This is a genomic window from Symbiopectobacterium sp. RP, assembly GCF_050472005.1.
In the GTDB taxonomy this organism is placed as follows: Bacteria; Pseudomonadota; Gammaproteobacteria; order Enterobacterales; family Enterobacteriaceae; genus Symbiopectobacterium.
The window spans coordinates 186164-209589 of record NZ_JBGOGS010000002.1; the positions used below are offsets into that span (position 1 = coordinate 186164).

The 23426-nt window shown below is 49.8% G+C and carries 25 protein-coding genes and 6 pseudogenes; 21 read left to right on the top strand and 10 right to left on the bottom strand.

What is annotated here, in order from left to right; genetic code table 11:
• The first annotated feature begins 61 nt into the window (after positions 1-61).
• Positions 62-930: pseudogene (locus ACD630_RS18900) on the top strand (phosphoribulokinase).
• Positions 931-961: 31 nt separating this feature from the next.
• Here ACD630_RS18900 and ACD630_RS18905 read toward each other — a convergent pair.
• Positions 962-1286, bottom strand: a pseudogene (locus ACD630_RS18905) (OsmC family protein); the annotation flags it as partial.
• Between the two features lie 411 nt (positions 1287-1697).
• Between ACD630_RS18905 and crp the strand changes: the two are divergent.
• Positions 1698-2330 (top strand): cAMP-activated global transcriptional regulator CRP, encoded by a 633-nt coding sequence (crp, locus tag ACD630_RS18910; RefSeq protein WP_430360279.1) that lies wholly within the window; start codon positions 1698-1700, stop codon positions 2328-2330.
• A 59-nt stretch (positions 2331-2389) separates the two neighbouring features.
• Here the strand turns inward: crp and argD are convergent, their stop codons facing one another.
• A complete protein-coding gene (gene argD / locus ACD630_RS18915; RefSeq protein ID WP_430360280.1) occupies positions 2390-3613 on the bottom strand; it encodes a bifunctional acetylornithine/succinyldiaminopimelate transaminase in 1224 nt (407 codons plus the stop codon).
• Positions 3614-3700: 87 nt separating this feature from the next.
• On the opposite strand from argD, the gene ACD630_RS18920 reads away from it, so the two are divergent.
• Positions 3701-3829, top strand: a complete 129-nt coding sequence (locus tag ACD630_RS18920) for a hypothetical protein (protein ID WP_430360281.1) — start codon at positions 3701-3703, stop codon at positions 3827-3829.
• Between the two features lie 2 nt (positions 3830-3831).
• Here ACD630_RS18920 and ACD630_RS18925 read toward each other — a convergent pair whose 3' ends face one another.
• A complete protein-coding gene (locus tag ACD630_RS18925; RefSeq protein WP_430360282.1) occupies positions 3832-4407 on the bottom strand; it encodes an aminodeoxychorismate synthase component II in 576 nt (191 codons plus the stop codon).
• Between the two features lie 216 nt (positions 4408-4623).
• Between ACD630_RS18925 and ACD630_RS18930 the strand changes: the two genes are divergently transcribed.
• Positions 4624-5445, top strand: coding sequence for an IS630 family transposase (locus ACD630_RS18930; protein WP_430360283.1), 822 nt, complete (start codon positions 4624-4626; stop codon positions 5443-5445).
• A 32-nt stretch (positions 5446-5477) separates the two neighbouring features.
• Here the strand turns inward: ACD630_RS18930 and ACD630_RS18935 are convergent, their stop codons facing one another.
• Positions 5478-5708, bottom strand: coding sequence for a hypothetical protein (locus tag ACD630_RS18935; protein ID WP_430358522.1), 231 nt, complete (start codon positions 5706-5708; stop codon positions 5478-5480).
• Between the two features lie 292 nt (positions 5709-6000).
• Here ACD630_RS18935 and ACD630_RS18940 point away from each other — a divergent pair, with 292 nt between their 5' ends.
• The 7 genes and pseudogenes from ACD630_RS18940 to ACD630_RS18970 form a co-directional block, all read left to right on the top strand.
• Positions 6001-7074: an IS481 family transposase gene (locus ACD630_RS18940; RefSeq protein WP_430360284.1), complete on the top strand. Its 1074-nt coding sequence runs from the start codon at positions 6001-6003 to the stop codon at positions 7072-7074.
• An 82-nt stretch (positions 7075-7156) separates the two neighbouring features.
• A complete protein-coding gene (ugpB, locus tag ACD630_RS18945; RefSeq protein WP_430360285.1) occupies positions 7157-8488 on the top strand; it encodes a sn-glycerol-3-phosphate ABC transporter substrate-binding protein UgpB in 1332 nt (443 codons plus the stop codon).
• Between the two features lie 96 nt (positions 8489-8584).
• Entirely contained in the window at positions 8585-9466 is an 882-nt protein-coding gene (gene ugpA / locus ACD630_RS18950; protein WP_430360286.1) for a sn-glycerol-3-phosphate ABC transporter permease UgpA, read from the top strand.
• A gap of 11 nt (positions 9467-9477) precedes the next feature.
• Complete coding sequence (gene ugpE / locus ACD630_RS18955; protein WP_430360287.1) at positions 9478-10323, top strand: sn-glycerol-3-phosphate ABC transporter permease UgpE; 846 nt, start codon at positions 9478-9480, stop codon at positions 10321-10323.
• A gap of 6 nt (positions 10324-10329) precedes the next feature.
• Positions 10330-11403, top strand: coding sequence for a sn-glycerol-3-phosphate import ATP-binding protein UgpC (locus tag ACD630_RS18960; RefSeq protein WP_430360288.1), 1074 nt, complete (start codon positions 10330-10332; stop codon positions 11401-11403).
• Positions 11403-12152: a glycerophosphodiester phosphodiesterase gene (gene ugpQ / locus ACD630_RS18965; RefSeq protein ID WP_430360289.1), complete on the top strand. Its 750-nt coding sequence runs from the start codon at positions 11403-11405 to the stop codon at positions 12150-12152. The genes ACD630_RS18960 and ugpQ overlap by 1 nt, the downstream gene beginning before the upstream one ends.
• 207 nt (positions 12153-12359) lie before the next feature.
• A pseudogene (locus ACD630_RS18970) lies at positions 12360-12656 on the top strand (AEC family transporter); the annotation flags it as partial.
• Positions 12657-12676: 20 nt separating this feature from the next.
• On the opposite strand, the gene ACD630_RS18975 reads toward ACD630_RS18970, so the two are convergent.
• Together ACD630_RS18975 and ACD630_RS18980 are read right to left on the bottom strand one after the other, a co-directional pair.
• Positions 12677-13387 carry an IS630 family transposase gene (locus tag ACD630_RS18975; RefSeq protein WP_430361188.1) on the bottom strand — a complete coding sequence of 237 codons (711 nt, stop codon included), beginning with the start codon at positions 13385-13387 and terminating at the stop codon, positions 12677-12679.
• Positions 13388-13536: 149 nt separating this feature from the next.
• Positions 13537-13680 carry an IS630 transposase-related protein gene (locus tag ACD630_RS18980; RefSeq protein WP_430360290.1) on the bottom strand — a complete coding sequence of 48 codons (144 nt, stop codon included), beginning with the start codon at positions 13678-13680 and terminating at the stop codon, positions 13537-13539.
• Between the two features lie 487 nt (positions 13681-14167).
• On the opposite strand from ACD630_RS18980, the gene hpt reads away from it, so the two are divergent.
• Positions 14168-14704, top strand: a complete 537-nt coding sequence (gene hpt, locus ACD630_RS18985) for a hypoxanthine phosphoribosyltransferase (RefSeq protein ID WP_430360291.1) — start codon at positions 14168-14170, stop codon at positions 14702-14704.
• Between the two features lie 192 nt (positions 14705-14896).
• Here the strand turns inward: hpt and can are convergent, their stop codons facing one another.
• Positions 14897-15538 (bottom strand): carbonate dehydratase, encoded by a 642-nt coding sequence (gene can / locus ACD630_RS18990; RefSeq protein WP_430360292.1) that lies wholly within the window; start codon positions 15536-15538, stop codon positions 14897-14899.
• 114 nt (positions 15539-15652) lie between these two features.
• Positions 15653-16107: pseudogene (locus ACD630_RS18995) on the bottom strand (IS5 family transposase); the annotation flags it as partial.
• Between the two features lie 130 nt (positions 16108-16237).
• Here ACD630_RS18995 and ACD630_RS19000 point away from each other — a divergent pair.
• The 3 genes and pseudogenes from ACD630_RS19000 to ACD630_RS19010 form a co-directional block, all read left to right on the top strand.
• Positions 16238-16381, top strand: coding sequence for an IS630 transposase-related protein (locus ACD630_RS19000; protein WP_430360293.1), 144 nt, complete (start codon positions 16238-16240; stop codon positions 16379-16381).
• Between the two features lie 164 nt (positions 16382-16545).
• Positions 16546-16905, top strand: coding sequence for an IS630 transposase-related protein (locus ACD630_RS19005; RefSeq protein WP_430361189.1), 360 nt, complete (start codon positions 16546-16548; stop codon positions 16903-16905).
• A pseudogene (locus ACD630_RS19010) lies at positions 16887-17200 on the top strand (NAD(P)-dependent oxidoreductase); the annotation flags it as partial. The gene ACD630_RS19005 and the pseudogene ACD630_RS19010, both read left to right, overlap by 19 nt.
• Positions 17201-17244: 44 nt before the next feature.
• On the opposite strand, the gene ACD630_RS19015 reads toward ACD630_RS19010, so the two are convergent.
• Positions 17245-18729, bottom strand: a complete 1485-nt coding sequence (locus ACD630_RS19015) for a PhoPQ-activated pathogenicity-related family protein (RefSeq protein WP_430360294.1) — start codon at positions 18727-18729, stop codon at positions 17245-17247.
• A gap of 124 nt (positions 18730-18853) precedes the next feature.
• Positions 18854-19879, bottom strand: a complete 1026-nt coding sequence (locus ACD630_RS19020) for an IS630 family transposase (protein ID WP_430360295.1) — start codon at positions 19877-19879, stop codon at positions 18854-18856.
• A 456-nt stretch (positions 19880-20335) separates the two neighbouring features.
• On the opposite strand from ACD630_RS19020, the gene ACD630_RS19025 reads away from it, so the two are divergent.
• The 6 genes and pseudogenes from ACD630_RS19025 to ACD630_RS19050 all read left to right on the top strand — a co-directional run bounded on the left by ACD630_RS19025 (position 20336) and on the right by ACD630_RS19050 (position 23424).
• Positions 20336-20467, top strand: a complete 132-nt coding sequence (locus ACD630_RS19025; protein ID WP_430360296.1) for an IS630 transposase-related protein — start codon at positions 20336-20338, stop codon at positions 20465-20467.
• 82 nt (positions 20468-20549) lie between these two features.
• Positions 20550-20654 carry an IS630 transposase-related protein gene (locus ACD630_RS19030; RefSeq protein ID WP_430360297.1) on the top strand — a complete coding sequence of 35 codons (105 nt, stop codon included), beginning with the start codon at positions 20550-20552 and terminating at the stop codon, positions 20652-20654.
• Positions 20655-20745: 91 nt separating this feature from the next.
• Positions 20746-20976, top strand: a complete 231-nt coding sequence (locus ACD630_RS19035) for an IS630 transposase-related protein (protein WP_430360298.1) — start codon at positions 20746-20748, stop codon at positions 20974-20976.
• Complete coding sequence (locus ACD630_RS19040; RefSeq protein ID WP_430360299.1) at positions 20973-21434, top strand: IS630 family transposase; 462 nt, start codon at positions 20973-20975, stop codon at positions 21432-21434. The genes ACD630_RS19035 and ACD630_RS19040 overlap by 4 nt, the downstream gene beginning before the upstream one ends.
• A 10-nt stretch (positions 21435-21444) precedes the next feature.
• Positions 21445-21706: pseudogene (locus tag ACD630_RS19045) on the top strand (anion permease); the annotation flags it as partial.
• A gap of 113 nt (positions 21707-21819) precedes the next feature.
• Positions 21820-23424 (top strand): sensor histidine kinase, encoded by a 1605-nt coding sequence (locus ACD630_RS19050; protein WP_430360300.1) that lies wholly within the window; start codon positions 21820-21822, stop codon positions 23422-23424.
• Positions 23425-23426 lie beyond the last annotated feature (2 nt).

The following is a 23426-nucleotide window of genomic DNA, read 5'->3' on the forward strand; positions in this document are numbered from 1 at the left end:
GGGTCTGTTATACAGTGAGAGCAATGTTAGTCAAACGCCTAATCCGACGGAGTGCAACCGCATGTCGCAACAACACCCGATCATTGCCGTTACCGACTCCAGTGGAGCAGGCACCACCACGACCAGCCTCGAGTTCAGGAAGATCTTCCAGCAGTTGCAGATAAAAGCCGCTTCACTGGAAGGCGATAGCTTTCACCGTTATACCCGGCCAGAAATGGACATGGCGATTCGCAAAGCGAAAGATTTGGGCCGCCATATCAGCTATTTCGGCCCAGAGGCCAACGATTTCAGCCTGCTTGAACAGGCGTTTATCGAATATGGCCGCAACGGTACCGGAAAAACACGCAAATACCTGCACACTTACGATGAGGCGATCCCCTACAATCAAGTGCCCGGCACCTTTACGCCGTGGGAGCCGATGCAGCATCCTACCGATATGCTGTTTTATGAGGGTCTGCACGGCGCGGTGGTCACCGACCAGTACGATGTTGCCCAGCACGTTGACCTACTGGTCGGCGTGGTCCCCATCGTCAATCTGGAATGGATTCAAAAGCTGGTTCGCGATATCAATGAACGCGGTCACTCACGTGAAGCCGTGATGGATTCGGTGGTGCGTTCCATGGAGGATTACATCACCTATATCACGCCGCAGTTTTCTCGCACCCATATCAACTTCCAGCGCGTACCGACGATCGATACCTCAAACCCCTTTGCAGCCAAGGCGATCCCTTCGTTGGACGAGAGCTTTGTGGTGATCCATTTCCAGGGCGTCGAGCATATTGACTATCCCTACCTACTGGCCATGCTGCAAGGCTCGTTTATTTCACACATCAATACGCTGGTGGTACCGGGGGGAAAATGGGACTCGCCATGGAACTGATCATGGCACCGTTGGTAAAACGGCTGGCAGAAGGGCGTAGCGCGGGCTGAGATAAAACACACAGCCCGCCAGAAAACTATGCGACAGCGATACCGCCCGTTCAACCACTTTATCCGTCAACCCCACGCCCGTGACGACAAAATGCAGGTTAATATGGGTAAACAGACGCGGCGCTTCTTCACGACGCGTCGAGGATAATTTGACTTCACACCCGGTAATCGTATTGCGACCCTTTTGCAAAATGGACACCACATCAATGGCGCTACAGCCTCCTGCCGCCATCAACACCATCTCCATCGGACTGGCAGCTTTATCACCAGCATTGCCATCCATTAGGATCTGATGCCCGGATGACGACTCACCGAGAAAGGTCAGATCTTCTGACCCATTTTACGCGCGCTTGCATCCACAACTCCTCAAATTTATAGCTAAGCGACATTATTTTGATAACAGCCAGCTATGCTTTTTTTGCTGCATATCAGGGCATTGGCTGTAATCATTTTTAAGTCGGTTGGCTATATTTGAAAATTACTCACTGTTATATATAAAAACCGCCGATAACTAGAGCTTAATCATGCTGAAGCGAGACAACACGAGACAGGCTCGTCAAGCTGTGTTACAAACAGGAATAGAATCCGTTCCTTCAGTTTTATACTGACGGTAAGAACGGTTCGTGACGTCACCATACAGAGGCCAGTATATTCCCTGATGTCAGTCCGCCAACACGGAATTTTTACTACTAGCACGTTAATACGCCGTACAGGGAACTCTGAACCCTGTAATTTGCGCAGTGAATTACAACAGAGGATAACAGCGAATGGTTCTCGGCAAACCGCAGACAGACCTGACTCTTGAATGGTTCCTTTCTCATTGTCATATTCACAAGTATCCATCAAAGAGCACGCTGATTCACCAAGGTGAAAAGGCAGAAACGCTTTACTACATCGTGAAAGGCTCAGTGGCTGTGCTGATCAAGGATGAAGAAGGCAAGGAAATGATCCTCTCCTACCTCAACCAAGGGGATTTTATTGGGGAACTGGGCCTGTTCGAAGAGGGCCAAGAACGCAGTGCATGGGTACGGGCAAAAACTGCCTGTGAAGTCGCTGAAATCTCCTATAAAAAATTCCGTCAGTTGATCCAAGTCAACCCGGATATTCTGATGCGTCTTTCCTCACAGATGGCGCGTCGCCTCCAGGTGACCTCTCAGAAAGTGGGCAACCTGGCCTTCTTGGATGTCACGGGCCGCATTGCGCAGACGCTGTTGAACCTGGCGAAGCAACCCGATGCCATGACGCACCCAGATGGGATGCAAATCAAGATCACGCGTCAGGAAATTGGTCAGATTGTTGGCTGTTCTCGCGAAACGGTAGGCCGTATTCTGAAAATGCTGGAAGATCAGAATCTGATCTCTGCACACGGCAAAACCATCGTGGTGTACGGCACACGCTGATATCACCAGCGCCGTTTAGACAAAAGCACGTTGCGCAGCGTGCTTTTTGACCCGGCGAGCTACGCCGCTTTTACTACCGCTTCCACCGCCCGCGCGAACCGCGCCATGCCCTGATCGATATCTTCCAGATCAATCACCAGCGACGGCACAAAACGCATCACGTTAGGTCCCGCGACCAGCACCATCACGCCTTGCTCTGCGGCAGCGGCAAGGAACTTGCCCGCCTGACCGTGCCATTTTGGCTTCAGTTCTGCACCAATCAGCAGGCCCATACCGCGAATCTGCTCAAAAATACCGTGCTCTTCATTAATTGCCTGAAGAATCGAAACGAAACGCTCGTGGCGCGCTTGTACACCGGAAAGCACCTGCGGAGTGTTGATGGTGTCCAATGCTGCTTCAGCCACCGCACAAGCCAGCGGGTTACCGCCGTAAGTAGTGCCGTGTACACCGACGGTCATCACAGAGGCGACTTCTTCAGTGGTCAGCATGGCGCTGATGGGAAAACCGCCGCCCAACGCTTTCGCCGTAGTGAGAATATCCGGCGCCACGCCATAGTGCATGTAGGTAAACAACTTGCCAGAACGCCCCATGCCGCTTTGCACTTCATCAAACACCAGCAGAGCGTGATGCTGATCGCACAGCTCACGCACGCCTTTGAGGAATTCCGGCGTGGCCGGTGTAATGCCACCCTCGCCCTGAATCGGCTCCAGCACCACGGCGCAGGTGTGGTCATCCATCACCGCTTTTACTGCGGCCAGATCGTTGAACGGCACGTGTACGATATCGGCCGGTTTTGGTCCGAGGCCATCGGCGTATTTCGCCTGCCCACTTACAGAAACAGTGAACAAAGTACGGCCGTGAAACGCATTGTAGAACGCAATGATTTTGGTTTTATACGGGCTGTGGCGTTTAATCGCATAGTGACGAGCCAGCTTGAAAGCCGCTTCGTTAGCTTCCGCACCAGAGTTAACAAAGAACACGCGCTCGGCAAAGGTGGCGTCGATCAGTTTGCTGGCCAGACGCAACGCTGGCTCATTGGTGAAGATATTGCTGGTGTGCCACAGCGTTTCACCCTGCTGCTTTAACGCCGCCACCAGCGCCGGGTGGCAATGACCCAATGCCGTTACCGCAACCCCACCGGCAAAGTCGATATACTCGCGCCCCTGCTGATCCCATACGCGGCTACCTTTGCCTTTAACCGGCACAAATTGCGCCGGTGCGTATACGGGTAGAATCACTTTGTCATGCGTCGCCCGCGTTACCGCCTTTGAATCTGTTGTCATTTGCTTCCGTCCACACTGCTTAAAGTGAAAACACAATCATAAAATATGCATAAAAAATCAATACACAAGGTTATAAAATAGCGCGTTATGACAGTCCGTTTTATCGCAACCGATGCTGATATAGCCAACCGACTTAAAAATGATTACAGCCAATGCCCTGATATGCGGCAAAAAAGCATAGCTGGCTGTTATCAAAATAATGTCGGTTGGCTATAACCTCAGGTATTAAGGAAGTTCTGCAACAATTGATGCCCCTGCTCACTCAGAATACTCTCAGGATGAAACTGCACCCCTTCTAACGGCAAGGTACGGTGGCGTATTCCCATGATTTCATCACGCTCACCTTCACGCTCTGTCCAGGCCGTGACGTCAAACTCGACGGGCAAAGAAGCGGGATCGATCACCAGAGAGTGGTAGCGCGTCACCGTTAATGGCAGCGCCAACCCGCTAAAAACGCCGCTCCCGGTGTGCTGTATTACGGAGGTTTTTCCATGCATCACCTGGCGCGCCCGCACCACGCGCGCACCAAATGCCTGCCCCATCGCCTGATGGCCGAGACACACACCCAGAATGGGCAGTTTGCCTGCAAAATGGCGAATCGCTGCCAGAGAAATACCCGCGTCATCCGGTGCGCAAGGACCGGGGGAGATCACCAGATGCGTAGGGGCCAGCGCTTCAATGTCCGCCAACGTCAGGGCGTCGTTGCGTTTAACCAACACCTCTGCGCCCAGCTCACAAAAGTACTGGTAGAGGTTGTAGGTGAAGGAGTCGTAGTTGTCGATAAGTAGTAGCATGGGGCAAGCTTACGCGAAAAAGAGATGCTGTAGGCTACTGTGCTTGTAGGTGCTTAGGCAATGAATAACTTTTTATTATTATTTTTCAAAGTATTATATAAAAAACAAAAAAAGGACACCTCAGTGTCCGGTTTGCAAGTGTAGTGTGAAATGCGATGTTCTAAACCATCGGCCTGACATATAGATAAACGACTTAATTTTGATCACATTATTTAAATGAGCTATTCAATTGATTTTAGACGTAAAGTGATATCTACACGGGAAGAAGAAGGGTTGAGTATCCGAGAAACAGCGAAGCAATTTCGGATTGGCCCTGCCTCTGTATCGCGTTGGATTAATCAAATAGCGTCAAAAGCATCGACCACGCGTCAGCGAAAGAGCGATAAATCCGAGTTGATAAAAGATGTTGAACCATATCCAGATGCTTACCAAAAAGAACGTGCAGAGCGTTTTGGCGTTTGTCAGAAGGCCATTTGGCAAGCTCTTAAAAAGCTGGGATTGACCTATAAAAAAACGCTACGTCATCCGAAAGCCGACGAAAGCGCCCGGCAAGCATTTCAACAAAAAATACAACAGTATGAAAAAGAAGGCAAACCTATTGTTTTTATTGATGAAAGTGGTTTTCCACACGATACCCCACGGACTCACGGCTATTCCCCAAAAGGTCAACGGTGTTTTGGCCTGAAGAACGGGGGAGCCAAGGGAAGAACAAATGTTATCGGCGCTTTATTAGGCACAACGCTGTTTGCTATCGGATTATTTGATATCAATATTAACAGCGATGTTTTCTATTCCTGGGTCACACAAGTCCTTATCCCAGTACTCCCTAAAAACAGGGTAATCGTGATGGACAATGCAACTTTTCACAAAAAACATAATATTCAACAAGTCATCATCGATGCAGGGTATATGGAGGAGTATTTGCCTACATATTCGCCAGATTTTAACCCCATTGAGCATAAATGGGCACAAGCAAAAAGCAAAAAAAGAGAGAGTGGTTGCGATACAGAGATTTTGTTCTCAGTCCATATGGTGTAATCAAAATTAAGTCGCTTGGCTATATCTACACATCATAAAGGGTTAAAAACCACCATAGCGAAGTGGGCAAGTTCTTCCGGGGTATAGTCTGCTAATAACGTCAAGGTATTTAGCAGGATGGATAGTCCGGCAAGCAGCGCTGGGGCGCTTTCTTTACGCCCTCGTTTTTGTTGTCGTCCGGATAATCGGCAAATTAACTGACGGGCTGCCGCATTGTCGTCTCCTTCAGCGCGTTGCAGCCGCCATACCAGCACACATGCCATGCTAGCTATCAATAACCTGCGTAGCAGGGCACCAGCACTGCGCTGAAGCCATTTTTCTACATCATGACCGGCACCTTTCAGCAGCTTAAAAAAGGATTCAATACCCCAGCGCCAGTAATACCAGCGAGCGACTTCCGCGCTGGTGATCTCGTTGCTAACGTTTGTGAGCAGCGTCCAGCGTCCGATAAATTGTATTAGTCGCGACTAGATCTGACACTGGACCTTGAAAGGTTGAGAGTTACCGGTTTTGATATGGGTGTCTAATCCTTAAACAAAACGCGAGGTAACTCTCATGCTTCATACTAACAATCCCATTATCAAACACAAAGCCGGCCTGCTCAATCTCGCCGAAGAACTCGGTAACGTATCAAAAGCCTGCAAGAGCATGGGCGTGTCACGCGATACATTTTACCGTTATCAGGAACTGGCTGCTGAAGGCGCCATTGATGCGCTGGTTAACCAGAACCGCCGGGTTCCGAACCTGAAGAACCGCGCCGACGAAGCCACTGAACGCACGGTTGTTGATTATGCTATTGAGTTCCCGCCCCATGGGCAGCACCGGACCTGTAATGAGCTGTGTAAAAAAGGCGTGTTTATCTCCGGCAGCGGCGTGCGCTCCATCTGGCAACGACACGACCTGGAGAACTTCCGTAAACGCCTGAAGGCGCTTGAGGAAAAGGTCGCCAGAGAAGGCATTGTCCTTACCGACGCTCAAATCGCAGCCCTGGAGAAGAAGGCGCACGATGATGAGGCCTGCGGTGAAATCGAGACGGCACATCCCGGGTATCTGGGCTCACAGGACACCTTCTACGTGGGCAATCTGAAGGGGGTGGGCCGTATCTACCAGCAGACGTTCGTGGATACGTACTCGAAAGTGGCACACTGCAAGCTGTATACGAATAAAACACCGCTCACCGCCGCCGACCTGCTCAATGATCGCGTACTCCCGTTCTACGAGGCTCAGGGACTGCCGGTGCTGAGAATACTGACCGACAGGGATACGGAGTACTGTGGTAAAGTGGAGCAGCATGATTATCAGCTTTATCTGGCTATCAACGATATCGAGCATACGAAAACGAAGGCGATGTCTCCGCAGACGAACGGCATCTGCGAGCGCTTCCATAAAACCATTTTGCAGGATTTTTATCAGGTTACGTTCCGCAAGAAGTTATATGGAGACCTGGAAAGCCTGCAGGTAGATCTGGACAACTGGTTGTGGCATTACAATGTAGATCTGGACAACTGGTTGTGGCATTACAATAATGAGCGAACTCATCAGGGAAAAATGTGCTGCGGGCGTACGCCGATGGCCACTTTACTCGATGGAAAACGGATCTGGGCAGAAAAGAATCTGAACCAGATGTAATCTGACAGACACCCACCTGTATAAATAATCGGTAACTGTCGGATCTGGTCTGAGCTAGTACACTTTATGGCAGGAGATAGGCATGTTGAACGCGCTTAAAACACGGACGCTGCGTAATGCGGCAGTTCTGGTGGCGCTGACGTTGGCGTATCAGGCTAACGCCAACGCGGTGACCGAGATCCCTTTCTGGCATTCGATGGAAGGCGAACTGGGAAAAACGGTGGATTCACTGGCAACGCGTTTTAACCAATCGCACCCCGATCTCAAAATTGTGCCGGTTTACAAAGGCAACTATGAGCAGAGCCTAGCGGCAGGGATTGCGGCTTACCGCACCGGTAACGCGCCCGCCATCCTTCAGGTGTATGAAGTGGGTACCGCCACGATGATGGCGAGCAAGGCGATAAAACCGGTGTATCAGGTATTTAAAGATGCTGGGATCGACTTTGATGAGAGCGTGTTTGTGCCGACCATCTCCGGTTACTACGCCGACGCGAAAACGGGACACCCGCTATCACAACCGTTCAACAGCTCAACCCCGCTGCTTTACTACAACAAAGATGCCTTCAAAAAAGCCGGGCTGGACCCTGAACAATCACCGAAAACCTGGCAGCAAATGGCAGAGTATACGGCCAAGCTGCGCGCGGCAGGCATGAAGTGCGGCTACGCCAGCGGTTGGCAGGGTTGGATCCAGATTGAAAACTTCAGCGCTTGGCATGCTTTGTCGATTGCCAGCAAAAATAACGGCTTCGACGGCACGGATGCGGTACTGGAATTCAACAAGCCGACGCAAATCAAGCATATCCAACTGTTGCAGGACATGAACAAAAAAGGGGACTTCACTTACTACGGCCGCAAGGATGAGTCGACCGAGAAGTTCTACAACGGCGATTGTGCCATTACCACCGCGTCTTCCGGTTCGTTGGCTAACATCCACGCTCACGCCAACTTCAACTATGGCGTAGGAATGATGCCGCATGACGCTGAGGTGCCGAATGCGCCACAGAACGCCATTATCGGCGGTGCCAGCCTGTGGGTGATGGGCGGTAAAGACGATGCCACTTACAAAGGCGTTGCACAGTTTATGCAATTCCTGACGCAGCCGGAAATGGCCGCCGAATGGCACCAGAAAACCGGCTATCTGCCGATCACCACCGCCGCGTATGAGTTGACCAAGCAGCAGGGTTTCTATGAGAAGAACCCCGCTGCGGACATTGCGACGCGTCAGATGCTGAACAAGCCGCCGTTGGCTTTCACCAAAGGGCTGCGTTTAGGCAATATGCCGCAGATCCGTACCGTCGTGGATGAAGAGCTGGAAAGTGTCTGGACCGGTAAGAAAACGCCGCAGCAAGCGTTGGATACGGCGGTTGAGCGCGGCAACGTGTTGTTGCGTCGCTTCGAGCAGTCCACTAAGTAAGGTTACAGGCACTTTCTTGTCATTCCAGCCTGCGCGGGAATGACGGAGGGCGACAGATGTCGCTTTGTTTTCCCCTTCTTTGATTGAGTATGTGGCATGACCTCATCCCGCCCTGTCTTTGGCCGTAGCTGGTTACCTTATGCGTTAGTGTTTCCCCAACTGGCTATCACGGTGATTTTCTTTATCTGGCCCGCTGGTCAGGCATTGTTGTATTCCACGCAGCGTATTGATCCCTTTGGTCTCTCCAGCGAGTTTGTCGGTCTGGAAAACTTCCGCCATCTGATGAGCGACAGTTACTATCTGGACGCGTTCTATACCACCATGGTGTTCAGTTCGTTGGTAACCGTGTGCGGTATGGGCGTGTCGTTACTGCTGGCGGCGTTGGTGGATTATGTGTTGCGCTGCCGCCGCCTTTACCAAACCCTGTTTATTCTGCCTTACGCGGTGGCTCCGGTGGTGGCAGCAGCTCTGTGGATGTTTTTATTCAGCCCCGGCGGATTAATCACGTATGGCTTAAGCCTGTGGGGTTATGACTGGAATCACGCCACCCACAGTGGCCAGGCGATGTTTCTGGTGGTGCTGGCGTCCATCTGGAAGCAGATAAGCTATAACTTTCTGTTTTTCTTGGCCGCGTTGCAGTCCATTTCTCGCTCTCTGGTGGAGGCCGCGGCCATTGACGGTGCAGGTCCAGTGCGCCGTTTCTTCAATTTGGTGCTGCCGCTGATTTCTCCGGTTAGCTTCTTTCTGCTGGTAGTCAATCTGGTTTATGCCTTTTTCGACACCTTTCCCATTATCGATGCCGCCACGGCGGGCGGGCCGATGCAGGCTACGACCACCCTGATCTTCAAAATTTACCGTGAAGGGTTTGCCGGTCTGGATCTTTCCAGCTCTGCGGCGCAGTCGGTGGTGTTGATGCTGCTGGTGGTTGGCTTGACGGTCCTTCAGTTCCGCTTTGTGGAACGCAAGGTCAATTACTAAGGGGCGCACCGATGATCGAAAATCGTCGCGGGCTGGATATCTTCAGCCATTTGATGCTGATAGTCGGCGTACTCGCCATTCTGTTTCCGCTCTATGTCGCCGTGGTGGCTGCAACGCTAGACAATCAGGCGGTATTTCAAACGCCGATGACGCTGCTCCCCGGTACCCAACTGTGGGATAACTTGGTGTATGTCTGGCACCACGGTGCTGGTTCGAACAACGCGCCGTTCGGCAAGATGCTGTTCAATAGCGCCGTGATGGCGTTAGCCATTACCTTCGGCAAAATTACCGTATCCATTCTCTCTGCTTACGCCATTGTCTACTTTCGTTTCCCGTGCCGCTCGCTGTTCTTCTGGATGATTTTTTTGACGCTGATGCTGCCCGTGGAAGTGCGTATCTTCCCGACGGTGGAAGTGATTGCCCATTTGAACATGACGGACAGCATGACCGGTTTGACGCTGCCGCTGATGGCCTCGGCTACCGCCACCTTTCTGTTTCGGCAGTTTTTTATGACGCTGCCGGATGAACTGATGGAGGCAGCGCGCATTGATGGTGCCAGCCCGATGCGTTTCTTTTTCGATATGGTGTTGCCGCTCTCGCGTACCAATCTGGCGGCGCTGTTTGTGATTACCTTTATTTACGGCTGGAACCAGTATCTCTGGCCGCTGCTGATCGTCAACGACGTCAACCTTGGCACCGCGGTGGCTGGGTTGAAAAGCATGATCGCCTCTGGCGATGTCGCCACCAAGTGGAACCACGTGATGGCGGCGATGTTGATGACGTTGTTGCCGCCGCTGTTGGTGGTGCTGTTGATGCAGCGCTGGTTTGTGCGTGGTCTGGTGGATAGTGAGAAATAAGACGATATGGCAGGTTTAAAACTTCAGGCCGTCACCAAATCCTATGACGGTAAAACACAGGTAATTCAGCCCATCGATCTGGATGTGGCGGACGGTGAGTTTGTGGTAATGGTGGGGCCTTCTGGCTGTGGTAAATCTACCCTGCTGCGCATGGTGGCCGGATTGGAACGCACTACCAGCGGGGATATTTATATCGATGGCGAACGGGTGACCGAGCGGGAACCGAAAGATCGTGGTATCGCCATGGTGTTCCAGAACTATGCGCTGTACCCGCACATGAGCGTCTATGAAAACATGGCTTATGGACTGAAAATCCGCGGCTTTGGTAAAGCGCAAATCCGCCAGCGTGTTGAAGATGCTGCGCGTATTCTCGAACTTCTGCCGCTGTTGCAGCGTAAACCGCGCGAGCTTTCCGGCGGGCAGCGTCAGCGTGTCGCCATGGGCCGTGCTATCGTGCGCGAGCCCGCGGTATTTTTGTTCGATGAGCCGCTCTCCAACCTGGATGCTAAACTGCGTGTGCAGATGCGTCTTGAGCTCCAGCAACTGCATCAGCGGTTACGCACCACCAGCCTGTATGTCACGCACGATCAGGTGGAAGCCATGACGCTGGCAGAGCGCGTGATTGTGATGAACAAAGGGATTGCCGAACAGATTGGGCCGCCGACGGAAATTTATCGCCGTCCTGCCTCGCTGTTCGTCGCCAGTTTCATCGGCTCCCCTGCCATGAATCTGTGGGCCGGGCGCATCAGCGATGACGGCACACAGTTTATGTTCAGCGCGGAGTTCGTCTTACCGCTACCAGTGGCAAAACCCGCATGGGGCGGTCGGGCATTGACGTTGGGCGTCAGACCGGAGCATATTCAGTTGACCACGCGTGAGGCGGGTGGCATACCGCTATTGCTGACCACCCTTGAACTGCTGGGCGCGGATAACCTGGCGCACGGTGCATGGAGGGAACAGCGGGTAGTGGTGCGCCTTTCCCACGAACAGTGTCCGGAACGCGGCGACACCTTGTGGCTGACTCTGCCAGCGCAGGCGTGGCATTTCTTTGATACTGAAAGCGGATTGCGGGTGGAATAATGGAAAAACAGTGGCCTTATCCGGCAATTGTCGCCCATCGCGGCGGCGGCTCATTGGCACCGGAAAATACGCTGGCCGCCATTGATGTGGGGGCGCAGCACGGGCATAAAATGATCGAGTTTGATGCCAAGCTCTCTCAGGATGGCGAAATCTTTTTGCTACATGATTATACGCTGGAGAGAACCACGAACGGCTGGGGCGTGGCGGGTGATTTGCCCTGGGATAAACTGGTGGGTTTGGATGCGGGTGGGTGGTACAACCAACAATTTGTTGGTGAGCGCTTACCCCTGTTATCTGACGTGGCGGCGCGCTGCAAGCAGTATGACTTAGCGGCCAACATCGAGATCAAACCGAGTACCGGACAAGAAACCCTCACCGGTCGCATCGTCGCGCAGGCGGTGGCACAGCTTTGGCGCGATCACCCGATTGAGCCGCTGCTCTCTTCTTTCTCTGTTGAAGCACTGGCTGCCGCACAGCAGGCGGTGCCAGCGCTGCCGCGCGGGCTGTTGCTGGATGAGTGGGAAGAGGACTGGCTGCGTCTGACGCGCGATCTCGGCTGCGTCTCCATTCACCTCAACCATGAACTGCTGGATGCGCAACGGGTGGCGCTGCTGAAAGCGTCTGGGCTACGCATTTTGGTTTATACCGTGAACGCACCAGCGCGTGCGCGTGATTTGCTGGCCTGGGGCGTTGACTGCATCTGTACAGACCGGATAGATTTAATCGGCGCGGAGTTTTTCGCCGGCTAAATCCGCCCATATCCCCTGAGCGATGCTCAGGGGAAATAATAATTCGTCTAACAAGCCGGTGATTGCGCGCCTTTCCGTATGTGCGAGATTGCCTGATGTGTTCAGACTTGTTAGTGGGCGCTTACATTATTCAGGCTATCTAGCGCTGCTGAGTGAGGCATTGAAGGATTACCCTATGCCCCCTTTGTACTCTCCTTTTGGCACTAGGTGGTGATTTCACTACCGCTGTTTGTATTGATTATTCTTGGCTACAGCCTGATCCGGTTTGCCAAATGGCCTACCGCGTTCACCGATGGCGTCAGCCGCTTTGTCTTCTCTGTCGCCCTGCCTGCCATGCTGTTCCGCATGATGAGTGATTTCTCCAAACGACCCCCGGTGGATGCCCGATTGCTGATCACGTTTTTCGGCAGTTGCCTGATCGTGTTCGTGATTGGCCGTATCGTTGCCCGCAAGGTGTTTGATTTAGACGGCGTCTCCGGCTCGGTCTTTACGCTGAGCGGTATAGCTAAGCGACTTAATTTTGATTACACCATATGGACTGAGAACAAAATCTCTGTATCGCAACCACTCTCTCTTTTTTTGCTTTTTGCTTGTGCCCATTTATGCTCAATGGGGTTAAGATCTGGCGAATATGTAGGCAAATACTTCAGCATATGCCCTGCATCGATGATGACTTGTTGAATATTATGTTTTTTGTGAAAAGTTGCATTGTCCATCACGATTACCCTGTTTTTAGGGGGTACTGGGATAAGGACTTGTGTGACCCAGGAATAGAAAACATCGCTGTTAATATTGATATCAAATAATCCGATAGCAAACAGCGTTGTGCCTAATAAAGCGCCGATAACATTTGTTCTTCCCTTGGCTCCCCCGTTCTTCAGCCCAAAACACCGTTGACCTTTTGGGGAATAGCCGTGAGTCCGTGGGGTATCGTGTGGAAAACCACTTTCATCAATAAAAACAATAGGTTTACCTTCTTTTTCATACTGTTGTATTTTTTGTTGAAATGCTTGCCGGGCGCTTTCGTCGGCTTTCGGATGACGTAGCGTTTTTTTATAGGTCAATCCCAACTTTTTAAGAGCTTGCCAAATGGCCTTCTGACAAACGCCAAAACGCTCTGCACGTTCTTTTTGGTGAGCATCTGGATATGGTTCAACATCTTTTATCAACTCGGATTTATCGCTCTTTCGCTGACGCGTGGTCGATGCTTTTGACTCTATTTGGCTTTGTTGAATAAATAGATTTTATGCTGGCAGCCCAGCGAAACGACGGATCCTCGCAACGTAAAATCATGCAGTTAGGCCTCATGAGAAAAGTGTACACCTGAAATGACAAGCATTTTCAACCAAAACTGGCATGGAAAAACAGCATGATTACCTATTATTCAACAAAGCCACTCTATTTGATTAATCCAACGCGATACAGAGGCAGGGCCAATCCGAAATTGCTTCGCTGTGTCTCGGATACTCAACCCTTCTTCTTCCCGTGTAGATATCACTTTACGTCTAAAATCAATTGAATAGCTCATTTAAATAATGTAATCAAAATTAAGTCGTTTAGCTATACAGGGGGCGGGGGCGAGAGTTCGCCTTTGGCAAAGTGAGGGGCACCTATAGGCAGTGGCCGTGGTGTGTCTGGTGCGGCCTGCGCTATCCAAGAGCTCCCTAACAACAGGGCAAGCAAAAGAGTAGGGTGCGGGCGCGTCATATTCATAAAATACCTTTCTCGCTGACTGAGTGTAAGCCCTATCAAAGCTGCTCTTGCTGGAGGCGCGCAATGTGTTTTACCCAGTTTTATGCTGCGATAACACTTCACTTACACTCCTGTCATTTTGCGATCGTCTGGCAATGAGAGGCGCATAAGCCTTTTCCCGAGCCTTTTCCTGAGCCTTTTCCTGTGTCATTGAGAACCCTGTGCTGTGGCGTTATACTGCGCGCCTCAAAGAAGCCGTGAACAGGCTGCGAATAAGCCGCGTAGCGCTGTGGTGTCGCCCTTTTTTAAAACGAGTGATGTGTATGATGAAACATACTGTGGACGTCATGATTGCCGAAGCGAACGTTCGCGCGCGCGTGAGCGCATTAGGTCAGGAAATCAGCCAGCACTATCGTGGCAGTGACAGCGATCTGGTGTTAGTCGGGCTGCTGTGCGGTTCGTTTATTTTCATGGCCGATTTATGCCGGGCTATCGATGTCTCCCACGAAGTGGACTTTATGACGGCATCCAGTTACGGCAGCGGTACCAGTTCTACGCGAGACGTCAAGATCCTCAAAGATCTGGATGAAGACATCCGTGGTAAACACGTGCTGATCGTGGAAGACATCATCGATTCCGGAAACACCCTGAGCAAAGTACGCGAAATTCTGCATCTGCGTGAGCCTGCGTCGCTGGCTATCTGTACGCTGCTGGATAAGCCGGAGCGCCGGGAAGTTGACGTGAAAGTGGAGTGGGTCGGTTTTTCTATTCCTGACGAATTTGTGGTGGGATACGGCATCGACTACGCACAGCACTATCGGCATTTGCCTTATATTGGCAAGGTGATTCCGCAGGAATAAGATCCTATCCCATTAGGGCTATTTTACTTGCCATTTTGGTCCTAGGCAGTGCTCGAAATCCTCACGTACTCCGTGTACGCTCCGGTTTCTGCACGCTGTCCGTGACTAAACTGGCTGCGCCAATTTCGCCTACTGGGATAGGCTCTACGTGGTCGCGCCAGATAGAGGGGCACATAAGGTGCCCCTGTAAAATTAGATCAGGGAAGAGATGGCGCGGCGATAGCGCTGTTCCAGCGTTTCGCGGCTAGTAGCGGTAACTTCCAGATCGCTTAACAAACCGTCCTTGATGCCATACACCCAGCCGTGAATCGTGACCTTTTGGCCTCGCTTCCAGGCGGATTGCATGATGGTGGAATGGCCTAGGTTGTAGACTTGTTCTACCACATTGATTTCACACAGTTTGTTAAAGCGTTCTTCGGGCGGCAATTCTCCCAACAGCGAGCTATGCTTGTACCACAAATCACGGATGTGCAGCAGCCAGTTGTTGATAAGCCCCAATTCAGGGTTTTCTACCGCCGCCTGCACGCCGCCGCAACCGTAATGCCCACAAATGATGATGTGTTCGACTTCGAGCACTTCAACGGCATACTGCACTACGGAAAGGCAGTTTAAATCGGTATGGATAACCAGGTTTGCCACATTGCGGTGAACGAACACTTTGCCGGGCGCAAGGCTGGTCAGGCTTTCAGCAGGTACGCGACTGTCAGAGCAGCCAATCCACAAAAAACGGGGTTTTTGTGCCAACGCCAGACGTTCAAAGTAACCCGGATCTTCTTCAACCATGGTGTTGGACCAACGCTGGTTGTTGGCGATGAGCGTTTCAATATCTTTCATGAAAGTAAATGGCCTGTGACAAAAAAAGGGCAGTGAAAGGTAATATAAGGCAAGCGTGAATGTTTTAAAATCGAAACTGAGTCACTCATTGATAATAGGGCTAGGCTGTGTCCCTTAATTGCGTAACCGGCGGTAAAACAAGCGGATGCAGCCCAGTTTCACCATTGCTAGATAGTTTCTTGCCATTTTTTCATAACGTGTGGCAATCCGTCGATATTCCTTTAAACGGCCAAAACACCTTTCCACAACGTTGCGACGGCGATAAGCATCACGATCAAGTTGCGAGCGTCCATCTGAAGCCCGTTTTTCATTTGATTTTCGGGGAATAACCATTTTTATCCCTCTTTTTTCAAGTTGTTACGTAGTGCATTCCCAGAGTAGGCTTTGTCAGCCAGTACTGCATGGCCACGACGCTTCATGCTGCCGTTCTGGCGTTGCACGCCAATTCCGTCCAGGAGTCGTAACGCAAACAGGCTTTCGTGACCCTGCCCAGCACTCAGTACGATGTTTAGCGGGATGCCGCTTCCGTCAGTCGCCATGTGGATTTTGGTGCCATAACCACCTCGTGAGGAGTTATGCTCATTTCTGGTGTACGGGGTTTCGGGGAGGCTGGCGTATCCTGCTGATTGATTTCGTGGATGATTTCAACAAGAGAGAGATGATATAGCTAAACGACTTAATTTTGATTATATTATTTAAATGAGCTATTCAATTGATTTTAGACGTAAAGTGATATCTACACGGGAAGAAGAAGGGTTGAGTATCCGAGAAACAGCGAAGCAATTTCGGATTGGCCCTGCCTCTGTATCGCGTTGGATTAATCAAATAGAGTGGCTTTGTTGAATAATAGGTAATCATGCTGTTTTTCCATGCCAGTTTTGGTTGAAAATGCTTGTCATCTCAGGTGTACACTTTTCTCATGAGGCCTAACTGCATGATTTTACGTTGCGAGGATCCGTCGTTTCGCTGGGCTGCCAGCATAAAATCTATTTATTCAACAAAGCCAAATAGAGTCAAAAGCATCGACCACGCGTCAGCGAAAGAGCGATAAATCCGAGTTGATAAAAGATGTTGAACCATATCCAGATGCTCACCAAAAAGAACGTGCAGAGCGTTTTGGCGTTTGTCAGAAGGCCATTTGGCAAGCTCTTAAAAAGCTGGGATTGACCTATAAAAAAACGCTACGTCATCCGAAAGTCGACGAAAGCGCCCGGCAAGCATTTCAACAAAAAATACAACAGTATGAAAAAGAAGGTAAACCTATTGTTTTTATTGATGAAAGTGGTTTTCCACACGATACCCCACGGACTCACGGCTATTCCCCAAAAGGTCAACGGTGTTTTTGCCTGAAGAACTGGCGAAAATGAAATCCAGCGCCATTCTGATCAACATCGGTCGCGGTGCGGGGTGGATGAGGCCGCATTAGTCGAGGCCCTCAGCAACGGTACTATCCATGCTGCCGGCCTAGATGTGTTTGTTCAGGAACCGTTGCCGGTTGACTCCCCACTGCTGAAGCTACCCAATGTCGTTGCGTTGCCGCATATCGGTTCTGCCACTCACGAAACTCGTTACGGCATGGCCGCCTGCGCGGTTGATAATCTGATCGCAGCGCTCACTGGCGACGTTAAAGAAAACTGCGTCAATCCGCAGGTGCTTAAATAGCCTGTTACGCGCCAACCCAGTTCTGTTGGCGCGCTTATTACCCTTTAAGGTACTGTTTCACCGAGCCCACGGCCCGGCAGTGTCTTGCAAAAGTTACCGTTGACTGGCGGTGCCGCCGTCGGGAAAACATCATCAGGCGTCACGTATACCCGGCTGGTCGCGACAAAGCCGTCCTTGAACGTCGCTTCCACAAAGGTCGCCTGCCAGCCAGTATGCTGTGAATTCAACGCCAGGTTTACCGGCCCGTTACTGGGAAGCGTCACCGTGGTGCCCTGGTAGTGAACATCACAGGCATAGCGGAAATCCCGTGCTTCAGGGTTATTTGCCGTCCAGCGTTTCACTGTGACAGGTTTTTCAGAAAAAGTGACACTCAGCGCATCGTCTTTGAGTGTGGCAGTGAGTTGCGGCAACGGCTTATTTTTCAGAAACCGATTTACAAAGGTAATCAAGGTGCGCTCAACGTATTTTAAAATACCGTTATGGTTGGTATTGGGAACCACACGCAGAGATTTCTCTCCCGGCAGCGCGTCATAATAAAAGCGTGCGTTATCAGTGGCATAAAAATCATCACCGCTGGCATTGACGATATATTTTGCTTTATTGAATTGTGCAGACTGGCCCGCTGCTAAATATTGCATTGGATCTTCAATTTTCATCAACGCCTGAAATTCCGGGGTATTGATGGTTTTGTCTACGCCCTGCTGATAGTAGGGATAAAAAGCGATGGGCCAATTGCCACCGTAAGAGCGATACATATGCGTTAGCGCAGTGCGCGTATCCAGCAGGTCGATAACAAACGGCACGACAGCATCAACATCAGGATCAGTAATAAAGGTCAACCAGGATGTCCAACCCCGTTTGGATGCGCCAGTCACAATAAACCGAGTAATACCCTGTGCTTTTAATTCTTGCTTCGCCACTCTAATCGCCTGTGACACCGCAGTCGCCATAGGAATATGCACGGAAGCCCGCGTTCTTAGCGACGGATTATCCATGAATAATGACCAACTGCGTGCAACATTATCATCCTCTTTCAACGGCTTATTATCCGCACCGTAAGTAAGATATTGATTCGGTATATTGCTTACAGAGATAACAACCGCTTTGGTTGTGCGGGCAATAGAGGCCAGCATATCCGGGCTGAATTCGTTATGCACATTGGCTTTGATAATACCGTTTGGGTAATTGATGTCGTTGTTAACAACCATCAGCGCATGCTGTGATTTAATCGGGTGGGCAGGGAGATAGATATCAACGTTGTGTTGCCATTGCGCAGGTTGCACCAATCCGCCGGGTGACCAAGATTGAGAAATCATGCGGTATTTCTTCACTCTGACGTCAGCCTGAATATCATCACCCTCGTAATGATAATCCATCGGCATAGCCGCCAAATCTTCACGATAACACGAGATGACCCGCGTTAAATCGGTGTCCTTATCATCATGGCATCCCATTTCCAATGCGTTGGCTTGAGATAAAAACCCCATAAAAAATAAGAAAAAAATAAAAGTGAGGTTATCAATCTTCATGTATTTTCCTTATTAAGGAACTGAGGCTTGATAGTGTATCCGTACGATATTAAATGAACGAGTAAGTAGAATGCGTATTTTTAATTTCCAGCAGTTTACTTCACCTTTGTATACCCAATAAACCTCAAGATGCAGGTTTGAGCACCTGAAAACAATCGTGAATTCTGGACGTCAGCGAGTCCGCTATTTCTGGTAGCGTATTGGTGAAAAAATTGAATATTGCATCCCGAAAATCGCGGGTGTTTTCAAAATAGCGATTATTCCGTGTATGCTCATTCATCACTTTCCACAGGCGTTCTATCGCGTTCAGATTCGGACTGTAAGGCGGTAAATAGTGAAGCTCTATGTTCACGACAAAGGCCCAATCCTTAATCAATTGGGCTCGGTGATAACCCGCACCGTCCAGTATTACATGGATTCTCTGTCGGTAATCAGGGTAACGTTTGCGTATCTCAATGAAAAAACGAGCAATGTTGTAGTCATTAATTGTTTTGTAATCGTGAATAACCGTACCGCCGATATCGCTCAGATTCAGCGCACCCAGTATATTCAGACGGGTTCGACTTCCCGTTGTTTTAACTGACTTTTTATGCCCTTTTCGTATCCATCCATAACTGAGCTTTGTGGCTTGTGTCGGATGAACCGCATCGATAAACAGAATCGGCTCATTGCCGGCTGTTTTCTTTAAATTCTCATAATATTCAATGAAATGCTTCTGATTTTCTTCACTGAATTTATGGGGGACGCCCGCCGGTTTTTTGTAGGAGAAACCATGACGGTGCAACCACTTGTTCATGCCGGGAATACTGAATCGGATAGCCCAGCGATGTTCGACATAAGCCACGATGTCGTGGGTATGATGGAAGAGATGTTGAGATAAATAGCTGATTAAGAGCGCAGTTTTTTCAGCACAAAGCCGACTTGCAGACCCACCGTTTTCAGGTTTAAGTTTGCGAGTGTTGACGTAATCGTTGATATGTTGGTTTACCGTCGTTTCGTGCAGACGCAGAGCTTGCGCAATCATCGCAGAGCTCCAGCCTTCGGAGGCCAGCAGGACGGCTTTGATGCGATCACAAACACGCTTATCACGACTGGTGTCATGAAGGTGTTCGAGTTCGGCTTTTTGGTTGTCGGTAATAAATATCTTCATAGTGGATGAGCATGATCTTCTTACCGCGTAAAATCAAGCATCTTCAATGATCACGGGTATATTTAAACTATTAAATCGATTTAGTAAGTAAAATAACGATCATTCAACTGCCGTTTACTCTATTTGTTCTAGGTTAATCATACGATTTGATGGGGCGAGAAAAATACCCTGACCAATTGTTTTCTCGCCTTTTTTTCTGCTGCTGATGTATCCGCTTTACAAAATATCCTTATTACCGAATTAGAATGACAATCAAGAGAATAAGATATTGGTAGTCGGGGTGATGAAGGAAGAATAACGAAACACCGCTCCTCCGCACTGCATTGGGTGGAAAAAACGAATTCCGTTTTAATCTTCTAGCGTGGTGTTTTTGTATCTGCAAACAATAGCAGGTTAGTTAAGCTCCTCATCATTATCAGTATAGCTAAACGACTTAATTTTGATTACATTATTTAAATGAGCTATTCAATTGATTTTAGACGTAAAGTGATATCTACACGGGAAGAAGGAGGGTTGAGTATCCGAGAAACAGCGAAGCAATTTCGGATTGGCCCTGCCTCTGTATCGCGTTGGATTAATCAAATATAGCCAACCGACTTAAAAATGATTATAGCCAATGCCCTGATATGTGGCAAAAAAATACAGATAATTGTTATCAAAATAATGTCGCTTGGCTATAGAGTCAAAAGCATCGACCACGCGTCAGCGAAAGATCGATGAATCCGAGTTGATAAAAGATGTTGAACAATATCCAGATGCTGGCTTTGTTGAATAAACATATTTTATGCTGCACCCCCGGTGGAACGACAGATCCTCGCAACGCAAAATCATGCAGTTAGGCCTCATAAGAAAACTGTAAACCTGAGGTGACAAGAATTTTCTACCAAAACTGGCTGGCAAAACAGCATGACTCACTATTATTTAACAAAGCCCCAGATGCTTACCAAAAAGAACGTGCAGAGCGTTTTGGCGTTTGTCAGAAGGCCATTTGGCAAGCTCTTAAAAAGCTGGGATTGACCTATAAAAAAAACTCTATGTCATCCGAAAGCCGACGAAAGCGCCCGGCAAGCATTTCAACAAAAAATGCAACAGTATGAAAAAAAGCAAACCTATTGTTTTTATTGATGAAAGTGGTTTTCCACACGATACCCCACGGACTCACGGCTATTCCCCAAAAGGTCAACGGTGTTTTGGCCTGAAGAACGGGGGAGCCAAGGGAAGAACAAATGTTATCGGCGCGTTATTAGGCACAATGCTGTTTGCTATCGGATTATTTGATATCAATATTAACAGCGATGTTTTCTATTCCTGGGTCACACAAGTCCTTATCGCAGTACTCCCTAAAAACAGGGTAATCGTGATGGACAATGCAACTTTTCACAAAAAACATAATATTCAACAAGTCATCATCGATGCAGGGTATATGGTGGAGTATTTGCCTACATATTCGCCAGATCTTAACCCCATTGAGCATAAATGGGCACAAGCAAAAAAAGAGAGAGTGGTTGCGATACAGAGATTTTGTTCTCAGTCCATATGGTGTAATCAAAATTAAGTCGCTTGGCTATATCAGCGCCATGTATGCCATCTTTGTTTCCATTGCTTTGGCGGCAAGCGTACCGCCGATGCTGACCGTGCTGGCGTTTGGTATCTTCAGTAACCTGTTCATGTCCACCACACACTACTCAAGCGGTCCGGCACCGATCCTGTTTGGATGTGGTTATATGCCGCTGTCAACTTGGTGGAAAATTGGCTTCTTTATCGGTCGTGATTCCTATCTGGTTGGGTATTGGCGGCATGTGGTGGAAGGTATTGGGATTCTGGTAATCCCCATCAGACTGCGATTTTTGTTGCCCCGTAACGCGGGGCAATAACGCAGGACGATAAATACGGAAAAACAGGTTAAGATAACGATATCCAAGGTGATTCCGGAGCAAGACATGAGCAGGACAAAAGCACCGATGAAGCTGGGAACATCCGTTTTTCTGATGGTCTCTGTCGTGCTGGGCGCAGTGTTGCTGGTGGTCTATGCTCTGCTGTTTTTCCGCATTAACCAACTCTCCGAAGACAGCCTGCGCGACAAGGCGTTTGCCATTGCGCGCACCTTTGCCGCTTCCCCGGTAGTGATTGATGAGCTGCAAGGATTGGGTAACCCCGAAGCGCTGCAGCGTGCCGCCGAGACCATCACGCACCGCAATCAGCTGCTGTTTGTCACCGTGACCGACATGGACACGGTGCGACATACCCACCCGGAACGGGAGCGTATTGGTGAACATTTTGCCGGGCGCGACATTTATCCTGCGCTGTTTGGGCTAGAAAATACCTCGATTAACCGTGGTACGCTGGACCCGGCGCTGCGGGTGTTTACACCGGTTTTTAATAATGATGGCAAGCAGGTCGGCGTTGTGGCGCTAGGCATTGCGCTGACCAGCGTGCAGAAAGTGATCAGTGAAAACCGCTGGATGATCCCTTGGGCGCTGCTGGCCGGGGCGTTGGTTGGCGGACTCGGCACGCTGGTGCTGGTGAAAATCCACGAGCGCATCATGCTTGGGTTTGAACCCTATGAGATTTCCAATCTGTTTGAGCAGCGCAACGCCATGCTGAAACAGATCAAGGAAGGGGTGATTGCCGTGGATGACAGCGGCCGTATTACGGTGATTAACGATGAAGCGCGCAGGCTGTTCCGACAAGGCAATATGGCGGCCAATGCGTCGGCAGAAACCATCAGCGAGCAGTGGATGGAGCACCTTCGACTCAGACAAGTGCTGGAAAGTGGTATCGCTCATCGTGATGAAGAGATCAATATCAACGGCAATTTGCTGCTGACCAATACCGTGCCAGTGACGGTGAAAGGTAACGTGATTGGTGCTATCGCCACGTTCCGCGACAAGACTGAAATTGGCCTGTTGTTGCAGCGCTTGACGGGGATGTCCTATTACGCCGATGCGCTACGGGCACAGTCCCACGAGTTTATGAACAAGCTGCATGTGATTTTGGGCATGCTCCATTTGAAATACTACTCGCAGCTGGAAGACTATATTTTAAAAACGGCGAACAACTATCAGGCAGAAATTGGCTCGATTATTCGCAAGGTGAAATCACCGGTGATTGCCGGGTTCTTACTGGGTAAAATCAACCGGGCGCGCGATCTTGGCATACAACTGTCGATAACCGAAGAGAGCTTGTTGCCCGAAACCGACGATATGGATGCCACCAATGAGTTGATCACCGTTTTGGGTAACCTGATTGAGAATGCCATGGATGCAATGAGTAACATGGAAAACGGAGAAATCAGCGTGAGTTTCCATCATCAGGATGGGCGCTTGCACTGCATCGTGGGCGATGATGGCCCCGGTATTACGCTGGAAAATCAGCACCGTATTTATGAACAAGGATTCTCCACCAAGGGGTCCGGGCGCGGAATCGGTCTTTACCTGACCAAGCAGAGCATGGAAAAAGTGGGCGGTAGTATCGATTTTGAGTCGGAACCTGAGGTGTATACCCTGTTTTTCGTGAATATCCCTTATCAAGCCAAGGCTGTTTAACC

Excerpts from the sequence above, each read along its gene's own strand:
- crp (WP_430360279.1), top strand. The coding sequence starts at position 1,698 with ATGGTTCTCGGCAAACCGCAGACAGACCTGACTCTTGAATGGTTCCTT.
- argD (WP_430360280.1), bottom strand. The coding sequence starts at position 3,613 with ATGACAACAGATTCAAAGGCGGTAACGCGGGCGACGCATGACAAAGTG.
- ACD630_RS18920 (WP_430360281.1), top strand. The coding sequence starts at position 3,701 with ATGACAGTCCGTTTTATCGCAACCGATGCTGATATAGCCAACCGACTT.
- ACD630_RS18925 (WP_430360282.1), bottom strand. The coding sequence starts at position 4,407 with ATGCTACTACTTATCGACAACTACGACTCCTTCACCTACAACCTCTAC.
- ACD630_RS18930 (WP_430360283.1), top strand. The coding sequence starts at position 4,624 with ATGAGCTATTCAATTGATTTTAGACGTAAAGTGATATCTACACGGGAA.
- ACD630_RS18935 (WP_430358522.1), bottom strand. The coding sequence starts at position 5,708 with ATGGCATGTGTGCTGGTATGGCGGCTGCAACGCGCTGAAGGAGACGAC.
- ACD630_RS18940 (WP_430360284.1), top strand. The coding sequence starts at position 6,001 with ATGCTTCATACTAACAATCCCATTATCAAACACAAAGCCGGCCTGCTC.
- ugpB (WP_430360285.1), top strand. The coding sequence starts at position 7,157 with ATGTTGAACGCGCTTAAAACACGGACGCTGCGTAATGCGGCAGTTCTG.
- ugpA (WP_430360286.1), top strand. The coding sequence starts at position 8,585 with ATGACCTCATCCCGCCCTGTCTTTGGCCGTAGCTGGTTACCTTATGCG.
- ugpE (WP_430360287.1), top strand. The coding sequence starts at position 9,478 with ATGATCGAAAATCGTCGCGGGCTGGATATCTTCAGCCATTTGATGCTG.
- ACD630_RS18960 (WP_430360288.1), top strand. The coding sequence starts at position 10,330 with ATGGCAGGTTTAAAACTTCAGGCCGTCACCAAATCCTATGACGGTAAA.
- ugpQ (WP_430360289.1), top strand. The coding sequence starts at position 11,403 with ATGGAAAAACAGTGGCCTTATCCGGCAATTGTCGCCCATCGCGGCGGC.
- ACD630_RS18980 (WP_430360290.1), bottom strand. The coding sequence starts at position 13,680 with ATGAGCTATTCAATTGATTTTAGACGTAAAGTGATATCTACACGGGAA.
- hpt (WP_430360291.1), top strand. The coding sequence starts at position 14,168 with ATGATGAAACATACTGTGGACGTCATGATTGCCGAAGCGAACGTTCGC.
- can (WP_430360292.1), bottom strand. The coding sequence starts at position 15,538 with ATGAAAGATATTGAAACGCTCATCGCCAACAACCAGCGTTGGTCCAAC.
- ACD630_RS19000 (WP_430360293.1), top strand. The coding sequence starts at position 16,238 with ATGAGCTATTCAATTGATTTTAGACGTAAAGTGATATCTACACGGGAA.
- ACD630_RS19015 (WP_430360294.1), bottom strand. The coding sequence starts at position 18,729 with ATGAAGATTGATAACCTCACTTTTATTTTTTTCTTATTTTTTATGGGG.
- ACD630_RS19020 (WP_430360295.1), bottom strand. The coding sequence starts at position 19,879 with ATGAAGATATTTATTACCGACAACCAAAAAGCCGAACTCGAACACCTT.
- ACD630_RS19025 (WP_430360296.1), top strand. The coding sequence starts at position 20,336 with ATGAGCTATTCAATTGATTTTAGACGTAAAGTGATATCTACACGGGAA.
- ACD630_RS19040 (WP_430360299.1), top strand. The coding sequence starts at position 20,973 with ATGAAAAAAAGCAAACCTATTGTTTTTATTGATGAAAGTGGTTTTCCA.
- ACD630_RS19050 (WP_430360300.1), top strand. The coding sequence starts at position 21,820 with ATGAGCAGGACAAAAGCACCGATGAAGCTGGGAACATCCGTTTTTCTG.